A 17956-nucleotide genomic window follows, 5' to 3' on the forward strand; every position below is an offset into this window, starting at 1 on the left:
TCAAGCTAGGGCCGGTAATGCTTCCACGCCTCCGCGAGACGGCCCACCGCCTCGACGGTCTCGCCGCTGGAACGTGCCAATGAGATCCGGACGGCGGGGGAGGGGCGCTCGGTGAGGTCGAAGACCGATCCGGGCACCACCTCGACGCCGTAGCGCGCGGCGACGTGCGCGAAGTTCAGGCCCGTCCCGCGCGGCAGCTCGGCCCAGAGGGCCAGGCCGCCGTCGGGACGGCGCCAGGTCCACTCGGGAAGCGCCTCGGACAGGCCGGAGTCCATGATCCGGCAATTGGCCTGGAGTCGTTGCCGGCGTTCGCCCACCAGCTCCTGGCATCGTGCCAGGAGTCTGGCGGCGACGATCTGCGGCAGCAGGCTCGCCCCGCTGTCCAGGAGGGATTTGAGCCTGGCGATCCGGGCGACGACGGTGCGCGGAGCCCGGATCCACCCCAATCGGAGGGGTGGGCTCAACGTTTTGGAAAGGGAACCGACTGTGATGACAGGAGCGTCGGGGGCGTACTGCGCGACGGTGTACCCGGGCTGGGCGCCGAGCCGATACTCCAGCAGCGTCGCGTTCTCCACGATCGGCACGTCGATCTCCATGGCCAGTTCCGCCATCGCCTTGGCGTGCGCGCTCGTGAAGCGCAGGCCCGTCGGGTTGTGGAACCCGGTGGTCAGCCAGACAAGACCCGGCCGCCGCGTTCTCGCCACGCGGGCCGCGGTCTCGGCGAAGTCGTCGCCGCAGCCCGGCGGCAGGGGAAGGGCCGCCGTCCCGAGGTGCCGCAGCATGTCGAGCGTGCCGTTCCAGGTCGGGGTCTCGATCGCGACCAGGTTCCGGTCCTGGGCGAGGGCGGAGAACAACAGCACCGTGCTCTGCTGGACACCCGTCGTGATGACCACCTGGCCCGGGAGGGTGGGGATGCCCCGCCCCGACAGATACGCGGCGACCGCGTCCCGGAGGACCGGGAACCCCAGCGGCAGATATCCGCCCAGCTCGCCGTTCCCGGCGATCTCCTCAGGGGGGATCGTCCCCAGGGTCTCCGCGATCCCCTCCGCGTCCTTGAACGCCGCCGTCGCGAGGTCGATGACCCCGGGCACCGGCTCCAGCGCGGCTCGGAGCACACGCATGACGGCGTACGACCGGGCCTCCTCGACGGCCCGGTCCGCAGGGGCGGCGGGGCTCGCCACCCTGCGGGCGACCCAGGTCCCCGCTCCCTGCCGCCGCTCCAGCCAGCCCAGGTCGTCCAGGCGGGCATACGCGTTGATCACGGTCGTGCGGCTGACGGACAGGGATTTGGCCAGTGCCCGCTCGGAGGGCAGGCGGGTGCCGATGGGGAGATCGCCGGACTCGATCCGCCGCTGGATCGCCAGGGCGAGCTGGTCGTACAGCGGCCCGGTGCCGCGGGCCCAGATGCCCAGAACCTCATCGAGGCGCATCGTTGTCCACCCAATCCATCCGTCAGGAGCTACAGGCTATGTATCGCTCCATCTACTGACAAAGGTGCACATGCCTACAAAACTGCATCTCTTGGACGCCGGAGTTAGTGAGCTGAGACGGGAGCCGTCGTGTTGAAGATCAGTGCCGTGTTGCCGGCCCAGTTGCCCACGGCCGCCTGCGTCACCGCCGCGCGGCTGGCCGACAAGGCAGGCGTCCACCGCCTGTGGATCACCGAGAACCTCTACACCCGGGGCGCCTTCGCCCTCGCCGGGGCCATGGCCGCGGTGACGGAGCGGGTGCGCCTGGCGACCGGTACGGTGAGCCCCTTCCTGCGCAATCCGGCGGTCCTGGCCATGGAGGCCGCGGCAATGCAGGAGATCTCGGGCGGCAGGTTCAGCCTGGGCCTCGGATCCGGACCGGCGCCCCGGCTCGCCCAGGCCGGGGTGCACACGGAAAAGCCGCTCTCGGATCTCATGGAGGCGGTGGAGGTCCTCCGGGCCGTGATGTCGGGCGGCACAGCCGACCACCACGCGATCACGTTGGAGCCGCCCAGCCCGTCCTGCGCCGGCGTCGGCGTCTACCTCGGGGCGATAGGTCAGCGCATGCTCGGCGCGACCGGACGGCACGGCGACGGCCTGCTGATCTCGATGTTCTGCCCTCGTGCACAGGTGCGTGACTCGATCGCGACGGCCCGGTCGTCGGCCGCGGAGGCCGGGCGGACACCCGGTGACCTCGACGTGGTGGTGTATGTGCCGATCAGCGCGAGCATGAGCGACCCGGTCGGGGCACGCCGCCGCGGCCGCGCCTTCCTCGCCGAGAACTTCGCGCGCTTCCACGGGGTGGAGGCATATGAGCGCATGCTCCAGCGCAGTCCCCACGTCGACCACGACGTGATCGCCGGCATCGCCACGGCGTATCTCGGCGGAGCCGCTTTCGAGCACCTGATCTCCGACGAACTGCTCGACGACTTCGTGATCTGCGGCAGCGAGGAGCAGTGCGCACGTGCTCTCGGCCTCTGGTCGGCCGGGGAACTGGGGGTGAACGAGGTCGCCCTCGCCCACTGCGGCCCGGAGGACGGCCTGGCCGACGCGATCGAGATGCTGGGCGTCCTGGCGTCGGCCCAGCTTTAAGCTTTCCCGCGAGGATGTTTCCATCGGCATACGGATCGGCGCCCAGAAGGTATGGAGCTACTTCGGTGCCCGTGGTGAGGGCATCACGATCGCTCCCCTGCGCGGCGGACTCCACCCCGGCCCCTAATCGCTCGCCGCCCCTGCCGGGAAAAGGTGGGCGAGGAGCGCCAGGGTGGCGTCGCCGAAGCGGCGGGCCTGGTCGCTTGGCGGGAGCAGGCCGGGGGCGGCCACGGTGAGCTGCAACAGCCCGATCCACAGCGCATAGGCCTGCAAAGCCCGGTCGTGGGCGGCGTCCGCCGGCAGGCCGAGTTCGCGCAGGCAGTCCGCCATGAAGTCGAGCCGCCGCCGCCCCGCCGCGTGCACGGCGGCCGATACCGCGGGGTCGGCGACCTTGCCGAGCAGGTCGGTCTCGATGCGCGCCCACGACCTGTCGCGCGTGAGCGAGGTGAACAGCCGCTCCAGCCGGGCCCGCGGCTCGCCGACCTCGTTCATCCGCACGATGACGAGGTCGGTCTGCGCCAGCCAGAGGTCGAGCACCGCCTGGACCAAAGCGGCGCGATCCTTGAAATGCCAGTAGAAGCTGCCCTTGGTGGCCCCGAGCCGGGCGGCCACCGGCTCGACCGCGACGGCGTCGAGCCCGCCCTCCGTGAACGCCTCATAAGCCGAGGCCGCCCAGTCTCGCGCGGTGAGGCGAGGCGATTTGCGGGCAGGTGGGTTGGATGCGGCCATCTCCATACGCTACCGTACGGAGCACACCATACGGTGGCGTACGGAAGGGGGATGCGTGATCGTCAACGTGCATGAACGAACATTTCCGGTGTCACCCGCGACACTCGGCGAGATGCTGGAGACCCTCGCCACAGAAAACGACGCGATCTGGCACTCAAACCTTGTCCAACCCATCACACTGGACCGCGGCCTATCCGTCGGATCGCGCGGCGGCCACGGCCAGGTCCGCTATCACGTGATCGAACACATCCCGGGCAAGCTGGTGCGCTTCGCGTTCAACCCGCGCATCGGACTGGCCGGAGAACACCTCTTCGAGGTCGTCACCCACGACGACTCGAGCGCGGCACTGCGGCACACGATCAGGGCACGCCTCACCCCGCGAGGCCGGCTCACCTGGCCGACGCTCATCAAACACATCCACGACAACGCGGTGGAAGACATGCTCGACCATGTCGAACGCACCGTGACCGGCTCGGCCAACCGCCCAGCCCCGGCCCCCCGCTGGGTGCGCACCGTGGCCCCACGCCTCCGCCGCCGCCACGTACGGCGAAGCCCTCTAACACCGGGCCCCCTGACCTCGGCCGCCATGCCCGGCCGCCCCGACGCCGCCGACTGCTTCACCACACCGCTGCTCACCGCCGACGCCCCTGACCCGGCGACCTGGATCCGAGAGGTCTTCGGGAAACCCCCGCGCTCGGTGGCCGCCTTGATGCGACTCCGCGACCGTCTGGTCCGACCGTTCGGCCTCCTCACCTCGGACGCCTCGCGCAGGGAGAGCCCCTTCCCGGTGCTCGCCTCCTCGGCGGACGAGATCGTGATGGGTGTCGACGACCGCCACCTCTCCTTCCGCGTCGGCGTCGCGGTCGCCGACAGAAGGATGTCGGTGACGACAGCCGTACGCATCAACCACTGGACCGGACACCTCTACTGGGCGATCGTGCGCTGGTTCCACCCGCACGTGGTGCGACACATGATCCGCTCCGTGCCCTTCAGAACATCCCAGGGCGGAGCGCGCGTGATCCGCCTCCCAGGACCGCTGTAGCCGACTCCCGCTTGAACCGGCCACGAAAGACACGGCCGGATCTCGCAACCGAACGGTTGATGCGACCGCGAGCCACCCCCAGTCGATCCCGGGGAACCCGGTGCGCCTGCCCTGGGTCCCGTCTACCGGGTGGGGGAGAGGGTCCGTCCCACGCGCGGGGGCGGTGGGACGGACCCGTGGTCGGCGCCCACCATGCTCCCGCCGTACGCCAGAACACTTATCGCCAACGAAAGGCCCGAGGTTTGCCCCTGAAGCGATGAATCGACGTCTCCCCGCGGGTTGTAGTCCTGAACGACCATCCGCCAAAAGGAGGCATCCCATGACATCCACCGACGACAAGACACAGATCGAAGAGTTGATCAGGCGCTGGGCCGCCGCGGTGCACGCGGGTGACATGGACGGGGTTCTCGACGGCCACACCGACGACATCGTGATGTTCGACGTGCCCCCGCCCTACGAGGGCGTCCACGGCATCGACGCCTACCGCGAGACCTGGCCCGGCTTCTTCACCTGGCAGGCACAGGGCGCCCGCTTCGACATCACCTCACTGGAGGTGACGGCAGGCGACGACGTCGCCTTCGCCCACGCCCTGCTGCGCTGCGGCACCCCCGAAGGGCTGGAACAAGACCCGGAGCTACGCCTGCGCCTGACCTTGGGCCTGCGCAAGGAGAACGGCCGCTGGCTCGTCAGTCACGAACACCACTCCTTCCCCGACCCGGGCACAGCAGCGGACGAAGAGGAAATCCGGTCGATCCACCGGCACTGGTCCGACCGCACCTCGGCCAAGGACCTGGACGGCCTGATGCAGCACATAGCCGACGACATCGTGTCCTACGAGCACGACGCCCCCTTGCAGCACGAGGGATCGGCCGCCGTCAGGGAGGTATGCCGGACCGGCCTCGCCTGGGCCCAGGGAGCCGTCGGCTGGACGGTTCCCGATCTGACGGTCATGGTCGACGGGAGCATCGCCGTGGCCTGGGGCCTGAACCGGATGGAGGCGGAGTTCGACGGCCAGATGACGGAGAGCTGGTCACGCGGAACCCGCGTGTTCCGGCGAACGGGAACCACCTGGGAGGTGATCCACCAGCACCTCTCCTATCCCTACGACCCGAAGACCGGCGAGACCATGACCGGCCTGCACCCCTGACCTGGCCGGACGCCGAGTGCCCGGAAAATGCTCGGCTGGGAAACCCCGGCCGAGCACCTCACCGAGCCTCACGATATGCGAAGACAGCTCGGGTCACTCGGCGCCTTCCTCGTTGACGGCGTGCGGCGTGGCTGTTGTGGCCGAAGGGGGCTTGATCAACTTCTGGTACAGAGACGCAATGGCATTGTGACGTGGTCCGCAGTTGACCTTTATACGCTAGCCAGCGACGTCCTAGACATGCCAGCGCGCTCATCGGGCAAGGGGATGAAAAGTGAAGATCAAGGAGCAATTACTGGGGCCGGGTGTGGAGCATGACCCTTATCCAGCTTATGGTCGCAGGCGAGACGAAGCTCCGGTATGTCCGGTCTATCTGCGCGATGGCGTACGGTGCTGGGTGATCTTACGATACGCGGAGGCGCGGGCGGCGTTGGCCGATCCGCGGTTCAGCCGGGACCCCCGGTTCGCGGGCCCGAGCTGGCGGCAGTCTGATCGCGATCGTGATCTGGAGGACGGGTCGGGGCTCGGGATCCATCTGCTGACCAGGGAGCCGCCGGATCACACGAGATTGCGGCGGATGGTGGCGGGAGCCTTCACGGCACGGCGCACCGAAGCCATGCGTGGACGGGTCCAGAAGATCACCCATGATTTGATCGATGCCTTCGCCGCCCGTGGCAGCGCTGAGCTCGTCGGCGAACTGGCCTACCCGCTGCCGGCGATCGTCATGTGCGAGACGTTTGGCATTCCTCTCGCAGATCAAGGCCATTTCCGGCAGTGGACGTCCAATGCCGTCCTCGCCGACGACGGGCAGCCGGTTTATGCGCCCCCGCCCGACGAATATCTGCGCGATCTGGTGGCCGGCAAACGTGCGGCCCCTACCGATGACCTGCTCAGCGAATTGGTCGCCGCCGAACAAGCCGGACAGCTCAGTGAGACCGAACTGCTGTCGATGCTGTTCCTGCTGATTATCGCCGGACATGAGAACACGGTCGGCCTTATAGCAAACGGAGTCCTGGCGTTGACGGCCAATCCGGAGCAGCTGGCACTGCTGCGCGAGCGCCCTGACATGATCGAGGGCGTGGTGGAGGAAGTGCTGCGCTACGACGGGCCGATGGAGCTGGCGGCCTGGCGCTTCGCCGCCGAGCCGGTGACGATCGGCGAGACGACCATCCCGGCGGGTGAGCCGGTCGTCATCGCCCTGGCCGCCGCCCACCGCGATCCGGACCGGTTCGCCGACCCGGATCGCTTCGACATCACGCGCCCGGACGCCGGCGCGCACCTGGGCTTCGGCTATGGCCTGCACCACTGCCTGGGGGCCGCGCTCGGCCGCATGGAGGCGGCCGTCGCGCTGAGCGCGGTGGTTCAGCGGCTGCCCGATCTGGCTCCTGCCGTACCCATCGATCAGCTGGAGCGCGGACCCGGCTCGATCGTGCGCAGCCTCTACGAACTCCCGGTCACTTTCACCGTCGCCGATTCACCAGGCGGGGCGGGTTAGCACGCGGCCCCCCGGCGTGGGGACGCTGCCGTCGAGGTAATCGCGGATCTCCCGGGCGCGCGGATCGTCGACATCCTCGTAAAGCGCCAACGCCTCCCGCCAGGCCACTCGAGCCTCCTCCTCCCGGCCCAGCGCCTCCAGCGTGCGGCCACGGCGGGCCAGGGCATCGGCCTCGCCCCAGCGCGAGCCGGCCAGGCGTCGCGCCTGCAGGGACAGGTCCAGACACTCCAACGCCCGCTCGTGATCACCACGTGCGGCGTGTGTGTCGGCGATCTTCGCCAGCGCCAGCCCCTGCCCGTCGTGGTTTCCGATCGCTTGAAAGAGGTTCAGCGATCTCGTCAGCACCTTCATGGTGTCGGCGGGACGCTCCCATCCGTGGTAGGCGTCGGCCAGCGTGAACAACGCCGATGCCTGACCGTGACGGTCCCCCGCCTCCTCAAACAGCGCCAGGGCTTGGCCGGCGTAGGTGTGGGCGTCATGCAGCCGACCGCAATCCACCGCGACAAACCCCATGACGGCCGACGCCCACGCCTGGCCGTGGCGATCCCCTATCTCCTGCTGCAAGGCCAGGCTCTGCTCAAGCACACGGTGGGCACGCTCATATTGGTGCAGCCATCGGTAAGCCTCGGCCAGACTGGTGGTGACCCAGCCGTGGGCTCTGCGATCCCCCAACGCGATGGCGGCCTTTTCCGCCAGCGTGCTGGTCGCCAGCCATAAACCACCCGAGGTCCGCAACAACCGCAGATAGTCAAAGAGCGCGATGGCCGTCTGCCAGGCCGTCTGGTAGAGCTGATAATCGATCGCGAGCCGGATGATCGGCACGAAGTTCGGCGCCTCCAGGTCATACCACGCCAGCGCGGCCTGCTCGGAGTCGAAGCGCAGCGGCGTCACTCCCGGACACGGCGGAGCCGGCGTGAGTGGGCTCAGCCGGAAGGGGGCCAGAGCCAGACTCCCGGCATATGCCGTGTGCAGATACCAGTCGGTTAGCCGGCGCACCACCTCGTTGCGGTCGGCCGGAGTGCTGTCGGCCTCCAGGCGCTCGGCGGCGTAAACGCGGATCAGGTCGTGAAAGTGATAACGGCCGTGCGGCGCCGACTCCAGCAGGTGCACGGCGGTCAATTCCCCGAGCAGCCGCCGTGCCCTCACCACCGGCAACCCGGCCAGCGCCGATGTCGCCTCGGCGCTGATATGGGGACCGCGATGCAGACTCAGCTGGTGAAACAGCAACGCTTGGCGGGGGTTGAGGTCACGATAAGACCAGGCGAACGCGGTGCGGATCGCGATGGACTCCTCGGTCGCCAGCGCATCCAGTCGTTGTCTTTCGCTGGCCAGTTCCTCGATCAGGTCGCCGAGAGAATGGTGGCGATGCGCCGACACCCGTTCGGCCACAATCCGCAAGGCCAGCGGGAGCCCTCCGCACCAGCGTGCCAGGGTGGCCAGATCGTGCTCCGCCGTATCGACGCGGCTCTTTCCGATCACCCAGTTGAGCACCTGGACCGACTCGCTATCGCTCATCGGGCCCAACTCGATTCGCTCGACTGTCACGCGCATCGACAGGGCCGTCAGCCTTCTGCGACTGGTGATGACGACCCCGCACGTCGTGGTGCCGGGTAGCAGCGGTTCCACTTGGCGGGAGGTTGCGGCATTGTCCAGGACGATCAGCATTTGCCGGGACGCCAGCACCGACCGGTACAGCCGAGCGCGGTGATCTTCCTCCGGCGGGATGTCCTGTGCGGGCACGCCCAACGCGAGGAGAAACTCCTCCAGCACACGCCCCGGGGCAAAGGGATGCTCGTCTGAGGTGTAGCCGCGGAGATTGACATACAGCTGACCATCGGGATAGCGCTGAGGATCCATCCGGAGCGCGTCGTGGGCGCACCGAAGCGCCAGCGATGTCTTACCGACACCGGGCGGGCCGTCGATAGCCACGATGATTGATTCCGGCTCGGCAATAGGCTGGACCAAGGCGTCATGGATGCGCAGCAGCTCATGGCCGCGGCCGATGAACCCACCCGGCGGGGCGGGAAGTTGAGCGGGACGTCGTGTCTGCCCTGCCGCTCCCAACGCCAGCAACGCGCCGCCGGCTTCCAACGCCTCGTCACATCTGCGGACCAAATCGGGTGACGGCGCCGCCCAACCGTTCTTGACCTTGCTCAACCAACTGGGGTCATAGCCGACCATCTCGGCCAGTTTGCGCCAGGACATGCGACGGCGCGTCAGGATTCGCTGCAACTCCTCCACAAACAACGGCGGCGCACGGTCAGGCGTCGTGGGCATCGGGGGTCTCCTGCAGAATGTCAGAAGAGAGCTTCACCATCGTGTGCGAAATCGCACTCTATCGCGTGCATGGCCATCGGCAGCCGCCCTTCTCCGACATACCTCGTGGATCGCCTCAATCAATGCGCAACGCTCTTGCCGGTGCGCCGGCGCCGCTGCGGGAACCCCCCGACGACAGAGCCCGCCGGCACCGGGGGCAGGTGAGGTGTTTCCTCAACAGTCAATACCTCAACACTTGTCGCAAGCGGTGCCCTTCAGCAGCATGGGATTGAGTGCCATCGTCATCGACGACGAGAGTTCGCCATCTCATCTGGCTATTGCTGGTCGCCACTAAAACCACCCAGAAAGGTGTGAAATGCCAATGCAGCGCCCCTTGCGGAGGCATCTGCATGAGATGACGGACCGCCGGTCGGCGCTGCCGGCCCTGTGCGCAGACTCCGCACTTGGAATGCGACAACTCACACGTGTGAGGGGGAGATAGTGACCTTCCTGGCAAATGCCGCATCCTTGCCCTGCGCCTCCTCTCCACACACCCCGCGAAGCGGTGACGCATGGCCGGACGGGCGTACGGCAGGCATCAGCACCTTGTACCCGAACATGGCGCGGGTTTATGACGCGCTGCTGAGAGGCAAAGACAACTTCGCCGCCGATCGCCACGCAGCGCTGCTTTTGCAGCGGCGCCTGCCGGACATCGTTCTCGGCGGCCTGGAAAACCGCCACTTCCTGGCACGTGCCGTAGCCGTACTGTCCCACCTCGGCGTGGACCAGTTCTTGGACATCGGTGTCGGCCTGCCATATGCGAATCCAGTGCACGAGGTGGCACAACGGATAAATCCATCGACAAAAGTGGTCTATTCGGACAATGACCTGACTGTGGTTGTCCACGCCCGGGCATTGCTGGCCATCAACGACAATGTCCGGGTGGTTCCTGGAGACCTACGCCGGCCCCACGCACTCCTGCGCGATCCCGGTGTCACCGAATTCCTGGATTGGTCCCGGCCTGTGGCGCTGGTCGTCACCCACGTGTTCGACTGGATTCCCGCCGCCGATCCCGAGGCGATCATGCATGCACTCCGGGACGCCTTGCCCAGTGGAAGTTGGCTGATCTTCAGCCACGCGACCACCTCGCACTCTCATTCCGAACAGGTGGACATCGGTTGTCCCGATGCCCCGCCGCGTTCGGCCCCGATGGCGCTGACCTTACGACCCCACCACGAACTGCTTCGTATCATGGCCGGAGTCGAGCTTCTCGACCCCGGCCTGGTTCCAGTGGTGCACTGGCGTCCGGAGCACCAGCCGCTTCACTCCACTCCGTGCGCGATCGCCGGAGCGGTCGGCCGCTTTGGTAAGCACTGACCCGATCTCCTGATTCGGGTAGGGGGGACGCGCGCGGGCTTTCCCTCCCGTGCCTTCGCCCCGGCGTCGAACACCTAGGGGAACACCTCCCCCAGGATCTCTTCCCTGGGGGCTGATGTCCGACGCGATTCCAGATCAGCTGTGATGCGGAGCATCCTTGCCCAGGGGTTCACTCTGTTCTATACCGAGATCTGTTTCGCGTGATCCGGGGCCTGTTTCACGTGATCCGGGATCTGTTTCGCGTGATCCGGGATCGGGAACCAGAGTGCCCGCCAGCAAGGCCAGCACCGACATTCCTGCCAGCACCCCGACAGTGCCGGTGAATGCGGGCTGAGTCCCACCGCCCAGGCCGCTCAACACCGAGACGGCGAGGGAGATCCCCAACGCGGCGCCGATGGAGAACGCACACGACATCATCGCCGGCAGGAACGAGGAACTCTCCTTTGGCGACAGCAGGACGGCCAGGCCGTTGGCGGCGGTCCCGGAAAGTCCAAAGAACAACGCACTCGCTCCTGCCGAACAGATGATTACAACCCACAGCACCGGTAGGAAAACGGCCAGCACGGCCATGCAGACGGTCATCCCTACCAGGCCGACCAGCAGCAGGCGCCGCCAACCGACTCTCAGGGCGATGCCGCCGGCGATCGGCGCGAAAATGCAATTCAAAACCGAGGAGGGAACGCTGACCAACGCGGCGAATTCCAGCGCGGACAAGCCAAGGCCGACGGTCGAGTCCTGTCCGTACAGCGGCAACACGAAGATCGTCAGCCCGAACAACCCGCCCATCGCGAAAATGGGCACAAGCAGCAGCGGCCAGGTACGGCGCGAGCGCAGGTGACTTACCTGGATCAACGGCCGAGTGACGCGTTTTTCAATCGCGACAAAGACAGCGAGCAGGGCCAGCCCGCCGACCAGCGTGCCGAGCGTCCAGGGCGAGTCCCAGCCCCAGGTGCCGACGTTGGAAATCCCGGTCAGCAACGACACGATGCCGAAAGCAAGGATGATCATGCCTGTCCAGTCCGGGCGACGGGCGGGATCGGGCATGTCCGCAGGTAGCAGACGGGCGACGGTGACCACGGCCACGACCTGGCCGATCAGCATGATCCAGAAGACGACCCGGTGACCGTAGGTGTCGGCGAGCCACCCGGCCAAGAGGGCATCGGCCCCGCTGACACCTAGATTGACCATGCTAAGCAGGCCGAGGGCCCGGCCGAAACGCGCGGGAGGCAGGTATTGGTGAGTGAGAATATTCGACAACGGGATGGCCACCACTCCAACCCCTTGCAGGAAGCGGCCGACGGCGAACAGGCCGGGCTCGACGGCCAGCGCACATAACAGCGCGCCAAGCGCGCCCATGACCAGCGCGCCGACCAGGTAGTTGCGACGGCCGAACCGATCGGATAACGGTAGGAAGACCGTCGCGAGAGCGCCCGCCATCGCGAACAGCGCCTGGGCGAGGCCGATCGCGCCGGCGTCCCCACCTAAGCCGTCGATGACGGCGGGTAAAGCGGGAATGGTCATACTGAGGGCGAACTGGAAAGATGTGATGGCGAAAATGAGAGCCGTCAGGAGGGAGCCCGACGAAACACGGCCGACAGCATTCATCATGGACTCCGGATGCGAGACTGGAGGGAGGGCTCCATGGGGTTGGCGATGAGCGGAGCATGAGCCATGGTTTGGACTATGGTGAGGTTGAGCACCGTCTGTCCCGTTTAGATAAGGGCTCGTGGTTGCCCCGCTGTCGGAGCAACCCTTAGGTGCTCAGAGATTTTCGCATACAGTGCCGGATGAAACTAATTGCCGAGCCTATCTCGCAATCTACGAAATCTCCAGCTATGTCCTGGAAACTTCTAATAGTGGGAGAAAGCTGATTACAAGCAGCAAACCACGCGTATGCCAGACGTTCCCGCTGGAGCACTCTGCGGGCAGTGACACCACATGAAAAGACAACACTGATCGCACTCGGATCGTGTTCGCGAGCCGCCCCCGGTTGTCGATCTCGGACAGCGTCGGGGATCGACAACCAGGGGCGGAACACAGCGGCTAAAGAGATTCGCCCTCACCAACTGAACAAGCACGGGCCACCGCGTCCAGCGTGGCCGTGAGCGCGGACCGGTCGCAGCCCGCCGACCAGCGGGTTCCAGCGCTGGTACGGTGCTCCACCAGAGCCAGCGTCCCCAAGGGCCCGGCCGGCATACGCGTGAGCGACACGATGTCTACCTCGATCCCATGCTCGCCCAGCATGGCGGTCAACGCCTCCACCGGGTCGACGCCGGCCCGGACGCCGGTGTGGAGCATGCCGTCGATCCGGACCGTGACCCTGGTCTCCTGCCCCAAAGTCTCACAAGCGTGCACCATCACCCGGGATTCAGGCAGCGGCGGCATATAGCAGGCAGCGAAGATGCGCCACAGATCGGCCGCCGTGACCTCGCCCCCATTGGCGTCCGTGTGGCGTTGCACCTGGCGGGCGAAGTCGATCTGGAGCCGGCGGGGGAGCGCGATGCCGTACTCGCTCTCCAGCAGGTAGGCGATGCCACCCTTGCCGGACTGCGAGTTGACCCGGATGACCGCCTCGTAGCCGCGCCCGAGGTCGGCGGGGTCGATCGGCAGGTACGGCACCCGCCAGCTCAAGTCGCGCTCGTTCACGTCGGCTGCGCTCGCGCGGGCCCGGTGCTCGGCGAATCCCTTCCTGATCGCGTCCTGGTGGGTGCCGCTGTAGGCGGTGTGGACCAGGTCTCCGGCGTACGGATGCCGTGGGTGCACCTCGATGCGGTTGCAGTGCTCAACCGTGCGGCGGATCTCATCGATGTCGGAGAAGTCGATCATCGGGTCGATGCCCTGCACGTGGAGGTTGAGGGCAAGTGTGACGAGGTCGACGTTGCCGGTGCGCTCGCCGTTGCCGAACAGGCAGCCCTCGACCCGCTGAGCGCCGGCCAGGACCGCGAGTTCGGCGCAGGCGACTCCGGTGCCGCGGTCGTTGTGCGGGTGGACGGAGAGGATCACGCTGTCGCGCCGGGCGAGATTGCGATGCATGTACTCGATCTGGTCGGCGTACACGTTGGGGGTGGCGACCTCGACGGTGGCGGGCAGGTTGAGGATCACGGGCCGGTCGGGGCTCGCCTCCCACAGTGCGGTCATCGCATCGCAGACCTCAAGGGCGTAGTCGGGTTCGGTGAGGTTGAACACCTCGGGGGAGAACTCGAAACGCACGTTCGGCATCGGCCCCGCCAGCTCCAGGATGTCGCGCCCTCCGGCGAGGATGAGCTTCAGCAGGCCGGCGCGATCATGTCCGAGTACGGTGTCCCGCCAGGTCGGTGCGGTCGCCGTATACATATGGATGACGACGGGGTTGCGGATGCCCTGCACGGAGGCGACGGTGCGTTCGATCAGATCGCGCCGGGCCGGGGTGAAGACGACCACGGTGACATCCGGAGGCGCCAGGTCGGAGTCGGCGATTCGCCGTACGAAGTCGTAGTCGGTCTGCGACGCCGCCGGATAGCCGACCTCGATCTCCTTGTAGCCCATGGCCACCATCAGTTCGAAGAAGCGGCGCTTGCGCTCGGGCTCCATCGGCTCGGCGAGCGCCTGGTTGCCGTCGCGCAGGTCGACCGGCACCCACAGAGGCGCGGCGGTGAGCCGCGCGCTCGGCCACATGCGCTCGGTTTCGGCGAGGGGCAGGTCGACGCGCGAGTGGATGTCGCGGTAACGGTGGTAAGGCATCTGCGAGTAACGCTGCCGGTTCCATGCCGGGGCGTTGTCCGGGATCGGTCCCGCGGGAGTGGAGAGGGTCACGACGGGGTTCTTCCTTCTTCGGTCGGGGTGAGGTCGACCGGCGCACGTTCGGCTCCACGGAGGGGAGCCGGTCTGTGTCAGGCCCCGCCGTGGCGGCGAAGAAGGAGGAGTCCGTACGAGATCATGGATTAGACTTTATCACAACACCTCAGACAAGTTGAGGAGTCGACGACAGATGGCACAGGTGCGCAGGGAGCCGCTGGCGGATCAGGCGGCCGAGCTGCTGCTTGGTCGCATTCGCGGCGGAGAGTGGGCACTCGGCGAGAGGCTGCCGGGGGAGACGACACTCGCCCCGCAGCTCGGCGTGGGCAGGTCCACGGTCCGGGAGGCCATCAGACAGCTGGCCGGCCGCGGAGTCCTGCAGTCACGGCAGGGGGCAGGCGTGTTCGTCACCGCGCTGGACGCGCCGGAGGACTGGGATGTCGTACTGCGGCGCGCCGACATCGTCACCGTCATCGAGGCGCGCATCGCGATCGAGACGGAAGCGGCCGCCCTCGCCGCCGAACGCCGGACCCCCGCCCAACTCCGCCTCATGCGCCGCGCCCTCGCCACCCGTGGCACCCCGGAGGCGGGCGTCGAGGCACACGTCGACGCCGACATGGCCTTTCACCGGCAGATCGTCACGGCCGCACACAACGAGGTACTCACCGAACTGTTCGATGGATTCGTCCCCCGCCTGAGGCCGGCCATGATCGACATGCTGCGCCTGCGTCCACCCCTGGACGAGCCCACCGACCACCGCGCCCACGCACTCCTCGTCGAAGCCATCGCCGCCAGGGACAGCGACCTGGCCGCCCGCCACAGCCGCACCCACCTGACGGCCCTGAAAGAAAACCTCACGTGAACGAACCGGCTCTCCGTCGCCGCGAGCTGACCTTCCGGCGAGGGAACCCCCGGACCCTCGACGGCATCGAGTTCACCGTGCACGTGGGGGACACTGGGCCTTGCCCGGCACCAACGGCGCAGGCAAGAGCGTGATCCTCGGCTTCTACGGCGCCCTGATCCGGGGGGGCAGATGGTCGCGGTCGGGGCCATCGCGGCAGACGGTGACGACACAGACGATCTCCGTGCGTTCGAGCATCGGATTCCAGGTACGTCAGGCCGGCAGCGAGGGCTGCGGCCTTGAAGTACTTCCTGAAGAGCGCCTGCGCATGCGGTTCGTCGGCTGCGCCGTACTCCGCGCCGGGCCGCACGTCGGTGTGCGGCCCGGTCGCCCGGCGAACTAGTCGCGCACGTAGGTGTACTTGCGGACCGAGGTCGAGTTGTCGAGGAAGCGGGTCATGACCTCGAAGGCCCCCTTGGAGAAGATGATCGCCTGATGGCCGTCGGCCTTGGCGACCAGGAGCTTGCTCTTGGGGATCTGCTTGTGCACGGCGAGGGCGTTGCTGAGCGGCGTGGCCGGGTCGTGGGTGTTGGAGGTGACCAGCACGTTCGGGTGGTTGCCCGCTTTCAGGGTGTGCGGGGGGTTGGTGGCGGGCTTACGCCAGCCCACGCACTCGGCGACGATGCTCCAATACTTGGCGGGACCGAACCGCGGAGCGTCCTTGGCGAGTCGGGCGGCTGCGGCCGCGTGCTCCCTGTAGTCGTTCTGAGGACCGAAGTCGGCGCAGAGAACTCCCCGGAAGAGGCCGCGACCCGTGGAGGGGTGGGGTGCGAAGGCCGAGGCGTCGCCGTCCTTGGCCTGGCGCAAGGACTTGGCGAGGTACGGCCAGCCCATGTTGGGCTCGGCGCCGACGGAGAACAGGTCTCCCAGCGTCATCCTGACATCCATGCCTGTGACGGGGCCGGATACGCCCGGTGCGGGGAGGGTCTTACGGGCGATGAGGTCATCGACGATCTTCGTCACGTTCTGGCCGTTGAGCGCGCAGGTGATGTCCTTGGCGCACCATCGGGTGAACTGCCGGAAACTGCTCTCGACGCCTCTGGCGTTGCGGACGGCGAAGGTGGAGAGGCGGACGCTGTGGTCGACGACCGCGTCCATGATGAGGGCCTTCACGTTCTCGCCGTACTTCTCCAGGTAGGCGCCGGCGTAGTTGGTGCCGTAGGAACCGGAGTAGGCGAGGAGACCGCCCTCGCCCAGCGCCTTACGGATGTCTTCGATGTCCTCGGCGGTGTCCTGTGCCGACAGGTGTGACAGGCGTTTGCCGGTCGCCTTCTCGCAACTGTTGATGAATGCCTCATGTGAGGCCACGAGCCGGTCGAACTCCGCGCGGGAGGCGACGCCCGTCGTGGGGGGAGGGTCGGGAAGCGAGCAGGCCACCGCCGCGCTCGCTCCGACCCCGCGTGGGTCGAACGTGACGACATCGTGCTCCTTGCGCAGGTCATTGACGCGCATCAAGCCTGCCAGGGTGTGCATGACCTCCAGGCCCGCGCCCGGTCCACCGGGGATCACCAGGATGGTCCCCTTGCTCTTGTTCACGGCCGGGTAGCGGCCCAGACGCAGCTGGATCTTCTCGCCGTTTGGATCGTTCCGGTCAACTGGGACGGCCAAGGTCGAGCACTGCAGCCCGGAGAGCTTCTCGCTGGCGCAGGCCGACCACGACAACTCGGACGGTCCGCCTGCGACTGCCGCCTGGGCGGGAGTCAGCCCCACTCCCAGCAGGACCACAGCCCCGGCTGCCACGGTCAGGGACTTCTTGCGCATGAGACTGCTCCACTTCGATCGCGGGCATGCCTGGCCGGTTTGGGGAGGCATGCCCGTCTTGTTGCCGGAAACGGTAACATTGCCAGAAGTGGAAATAAAATCCGCGGCAGAGGGAGGGGGAAGGAGAGCGAGCTCAGGAGTGCGCGTCCTCCGGCTCGACCCCGGGGGCAGGCACCACCGCCACGGCAAAGGTGATCCTGCGCCGCCCGGGCGCCGGCTGCCGCGAGCTCACGAGCGCGAGCAGCTCGTCCAACCGGCGGTGGAAGTCCTCCGTCTCCTCGGCATCAAGCCAGCAGCTCAGCTGCACGTACCTCAGTGCGTCCGCGAACGGATCGGCGTTCCCCATCCGCACAGAATCCAGGTAGCGCTCCAACTCGCCGGTCAGGTGCGCCGTGTAGGCGGTGAAAACCGCATGGTGCTCCTCCGGGGCGAGCGCGGCTCCCTCATGCCGCTCGACCTGCGCGAGGTCCCTGTCAAGCTCATAGGTGCGCTCCACCGTGCCCCGCACCTGGGTCTCCTCCACCACCTGAAGCACACCGCCCTCCACCAGCCGCCGCAAGTGCCGATAGAGCGTGGTCACCGCGACGTCCGGCATCTCCTTCCGCAGGTCACCGGCCGTGTGCCGCCCTCGGGTCAACGCCAGGGCGATACGTGCGCGTACGGGGTGAAGGATTAGGGATGCCTTGTCCATCGGTCCACTTCCTGCTGGTTCCCACTCCTGGGGATACGACCCGAGCATCATCGCACCTGGCCACTGACACCCCGTCGCACCACTGGGCAAGGGACCCACCGGGGCGCCCACCTCCGCGGTCCAGCTCACCTACCCCCGGGCCGCCAGGGTGATGAATCACCCCATCGCCCCAGCTCACGTACGACGCCGGCAGGAAAAGGTTTTGCGTGATCGATTCCTGAGCAC

Annotated in this window: 14 protein-coding genes; 7 read left to right on the forward strand and 7 right to left on the reverse strand. The window is 67.2% G+C overall.

Annotated elements, in window-relative coordinates; translation table 11 throughout:
- Positions 1-5: 5 nt before the first annotated feature.
- Positions 6-1430: an aminotransferase-like domain-containing protein gene (locus tag Ssi02_RS04040; RefSeq protein ID WP_204021104.1), complete on the reverse strand. Its 1425-nt coding sequence runs from the start codon at positions 1428-1430 to the stop codon at positions 6-8.
- Between the two features lie 129 nt (positions 1431-1559).
- On the opposite strand from Ssi02_RS04040, the gene Ssi02_RS04045 reads away from it, so the two are divergent.
- Positions 1560-2561 (forward strand): LLM class flavin-dependent oxidoreductase, encoded by a 1002-nt coding sequence (locus Ssi02_RS04045; RefSeq protein ID WP_204021106.1) that lies wholly within the window; start codon positions 1560-1562, stop codon positions 2559-2561.
- 123 nt (positions 2562-2684) lie between these two features.
- On the opposite strand, the gene Ssi02_RS04050 is transcribed toward Ssi02_RS04045, so the two are convergent.
- Complete coding sequence (locus Ssi02_RS04050) at positions 2685-3290, reverse strand: TetR/AcrR family transcriptional regulator (RefSeq protein WP_204021108.1); 606 nt, start codon at positions 3288-3290, stop codon at positions 2685-2687.
- 88 nt (positions 3291-3378) lie between these two features.
- On the opposite strand from Ssi02_RS04050, the gene Ssi02_RS04055 reads away from it, so the two are divergent.
- The 3 genes from Ssi02_RS04055 (at position 3379) to Ssi02_RS04065 (ending at position 6971) form a co-directional block, all read left to right on the forward strand.
- Positions 3379-4332 (forward strand): DUF2867 domain-containing protein, encoded by a 954-nt coding sequence (locus tag Ssi02_RS04055; RefSeq protein WP_204021110.1) that lies wholly within the window; start codon positions 3379-3381, stop codon positions 4330-4332.
- 319 nt (positions 4333-4651) lie between these two features.
- Entirely contained in the window at positions 4652-5479 is an 828-nt protein-coding gene (locus Ssi02_RS04060) for a YybH family protein (RefSeq protein ID WP_204021112.1), read from the forward strand.
- A 271-nt stretch (positions 5480-5750) separates the two neighbouring features.
- The gene (locus tag Ssi02_RS04065) at positions 5751-6971 is read left to right on the forward strand and encodes a cytochrome P450 family protein (RefSeq protein WP_204021113.1); all 1221 of its coding nucleotides are present in this window, start codon (positions 5751-5753) and stop codon (positions 6969-6971) included.
- On the opposite strand, the gene Ssi02_RS04070 is transcribed toward Ssi02_RS04065, so the two are convergent.
- Positions 6951-9212 (reverse strand): tetratricopeptide repeat protein, encoded by a 2262-nt coding sequence (locus Ssi02_RS04070; protein WP_239128603.1) that lies wholly within the window; start codon positions 9210-9212, stop codon positions 6951-6953. The genes Ssi02_RS04065 and Ssi02_RS04070 overlap by 21 nt on opposite strands.
- A gap of 516 nt (positions 9213-9728) precedes the next feature.
- Between Ssi02_RS04070 and Ssi02_RS04075 the strand changes: the two genes are divergently transcribed.
- Positions 9729-10604: an SAM-dependent methyltransferase gene (locus Ssi02_RS04075; protein ID WP_204021117.1), complete on the forward strand. Its 876-nt coding sequence runs from the start codon at positions 9729-9731 to the stop codon at positions 10602-10604.
- A gap of 135 nt (positions 10605-10739) precedes the next feature.
- On the opposite strand, the gene Ssi02_RS04080 is transcribed toward Ssi02_RS04075, so the two are convergent.
- Positions 10740-12209: an MFS transporter gene (locus Ssi02_RS04080; RefSeq protein ID WP_204021119.1), complete on the reverse strand. Its 1470-nt coding sequence runs from the start codon at positions 12207-12209 to the stop codon at positions 10740-10742.
- 438 nt (positions 12210-12647) lie between these two features.
- Complete coding sequence (locus tag Ssi02_RS04085; RefSeq protein WP_204021455.1) at positions 12648-14324, reverse strand: 2-isopropylmalate synthase; 1677 nt, start codon at positions 14322-14324, stop codon at positions 12648-12650.
- A gap of 247 nt (positions 14325-14571) precedes the next feature.
- Between Ssi02_RS04085 and Ssi02_RS04090 the strand changes: the two genes are divergently transcribed.
- The gene (locus Ssi02_RS04090; RefSeq protein ID WP_204021122.1) at positions 14572-15240 is read left to right on the forward strand and encodes a FadR/GntR family transcriptional regulator; all 669 of its coding nucleotides are present in this window, start codon (positions 14572-14574) and stop codon (positions 15238-15240) included.
- A gap of 100 nt (positions 15241-15340) precedes the next feature.
- On the forward strand, positions 15341-15622 hold the full coding sequence (locus Ssi02_RS04095) for a hypothetical protein (protein WP_204021123.1): 282 nt from the start codon (positions 15341-15343) through the stop codon (positions 15620-15622).
- On the opposite strand, the gene Ssi02_RS04100 is transcribed toward Ssi02_RS04095, so the two are convergent.
- A complete protein-coding gene (locus Ssi02_RS04100; RefSeq protein ID WP_204021125.1) occupies positions 15619-17040 on the reverse strand; it encodes an alpha/beta hydrolase in 1422 nt (473 codons plus the stop codon). The two genes, Ssi02_RS04095 and Ssi02_RS04100, sit on opposite strands and share 4 nt — an antisense overlap.
- A 133-nt stretch (positions 17041-17173) precedes the next feature.
- The gene (locus tag Ssi02_RS04105) at positions 17174-17731 is read right to left on the reverse strand and encodes a helix-turn-helix domain-containing protein (RefSeq protein WP_204021127.1); all 558 of its coding nucleotides are present in this window, start codon (positions 17729-17731) and stop codon (positions 17174-17176) included.
- Positions 17732-17956: the final 225 nt, after the last annotated feature.

This window comes from Sinosporangium siamense (assembly GCF_016863435.1).
Lineage (GTDB): Bacteria > Actinomycetota > Actinomycetes > Streptosporangiales > Streptosporangiaceae > Sinosporangium > Sinosporangium siamense.

Bases quoted from the DNA above. Each gene is read 5' to 3' on its own strand.
- Ssi02_RS04085 (WP_204021455.1), bottom strand. From the start codon at position 14,324: ATGCCTTACCACCGTTACCGCGACATCCACTCGCGCGTCGACCTGCCC.
- Ssi02_RS04090 (WP_204021122.1), top strand. From the start codon at position 14,572: ATGGCACAGGTGCGCAGGGAGCCGCTGGCGGATCAGGCGGCCGAGCTG.
- Ssi02_RS04040 (WP_204021104.1), bottom strand. From the start codon at position 1,430: ATGCGCCTCGATGAGGTTCTGGGCATCTGGGCCCGCGGCACCGGGCCG.
- Ssi02_RS04080 (WP_204021119.1), bottom strand. From the start codon at position 12,209: ATGAATGCTGTCGGCCGTGTTTCGTCGGGCTCCCTCCTGACGGCTCTC.
- Ssi02_RS04060 (WP_204021112.1), top strand. From the start codon at position 4,652: ATGACATCCACCGACGACAAGACACAGATCGAAGAGTTGATCAGGCGC.
- Ssi02_RS04100 (WP_204021125.1), bottom strand. From the start codon at position 17,040: ATGCGCAAGAAGTCCCTGACCGTGGCAGCCGGGGCTGTGGTCCTGCTG.
- Ssi02_RS04050 (WP_204021108.1), bottom strand. From the start codon at position 3,290: ATGGCCGCATCCAACCCACCTGCCCGCAAATCGCCTCGCCTCACCGCG.
- Ssi02_RS04105 (WP_204021127.1), bottom strand. From the start codon at position 17,731: ATGGACAAGGCATCCCTAATCCTTCACCCCGTACGCGCACGTATCGCC.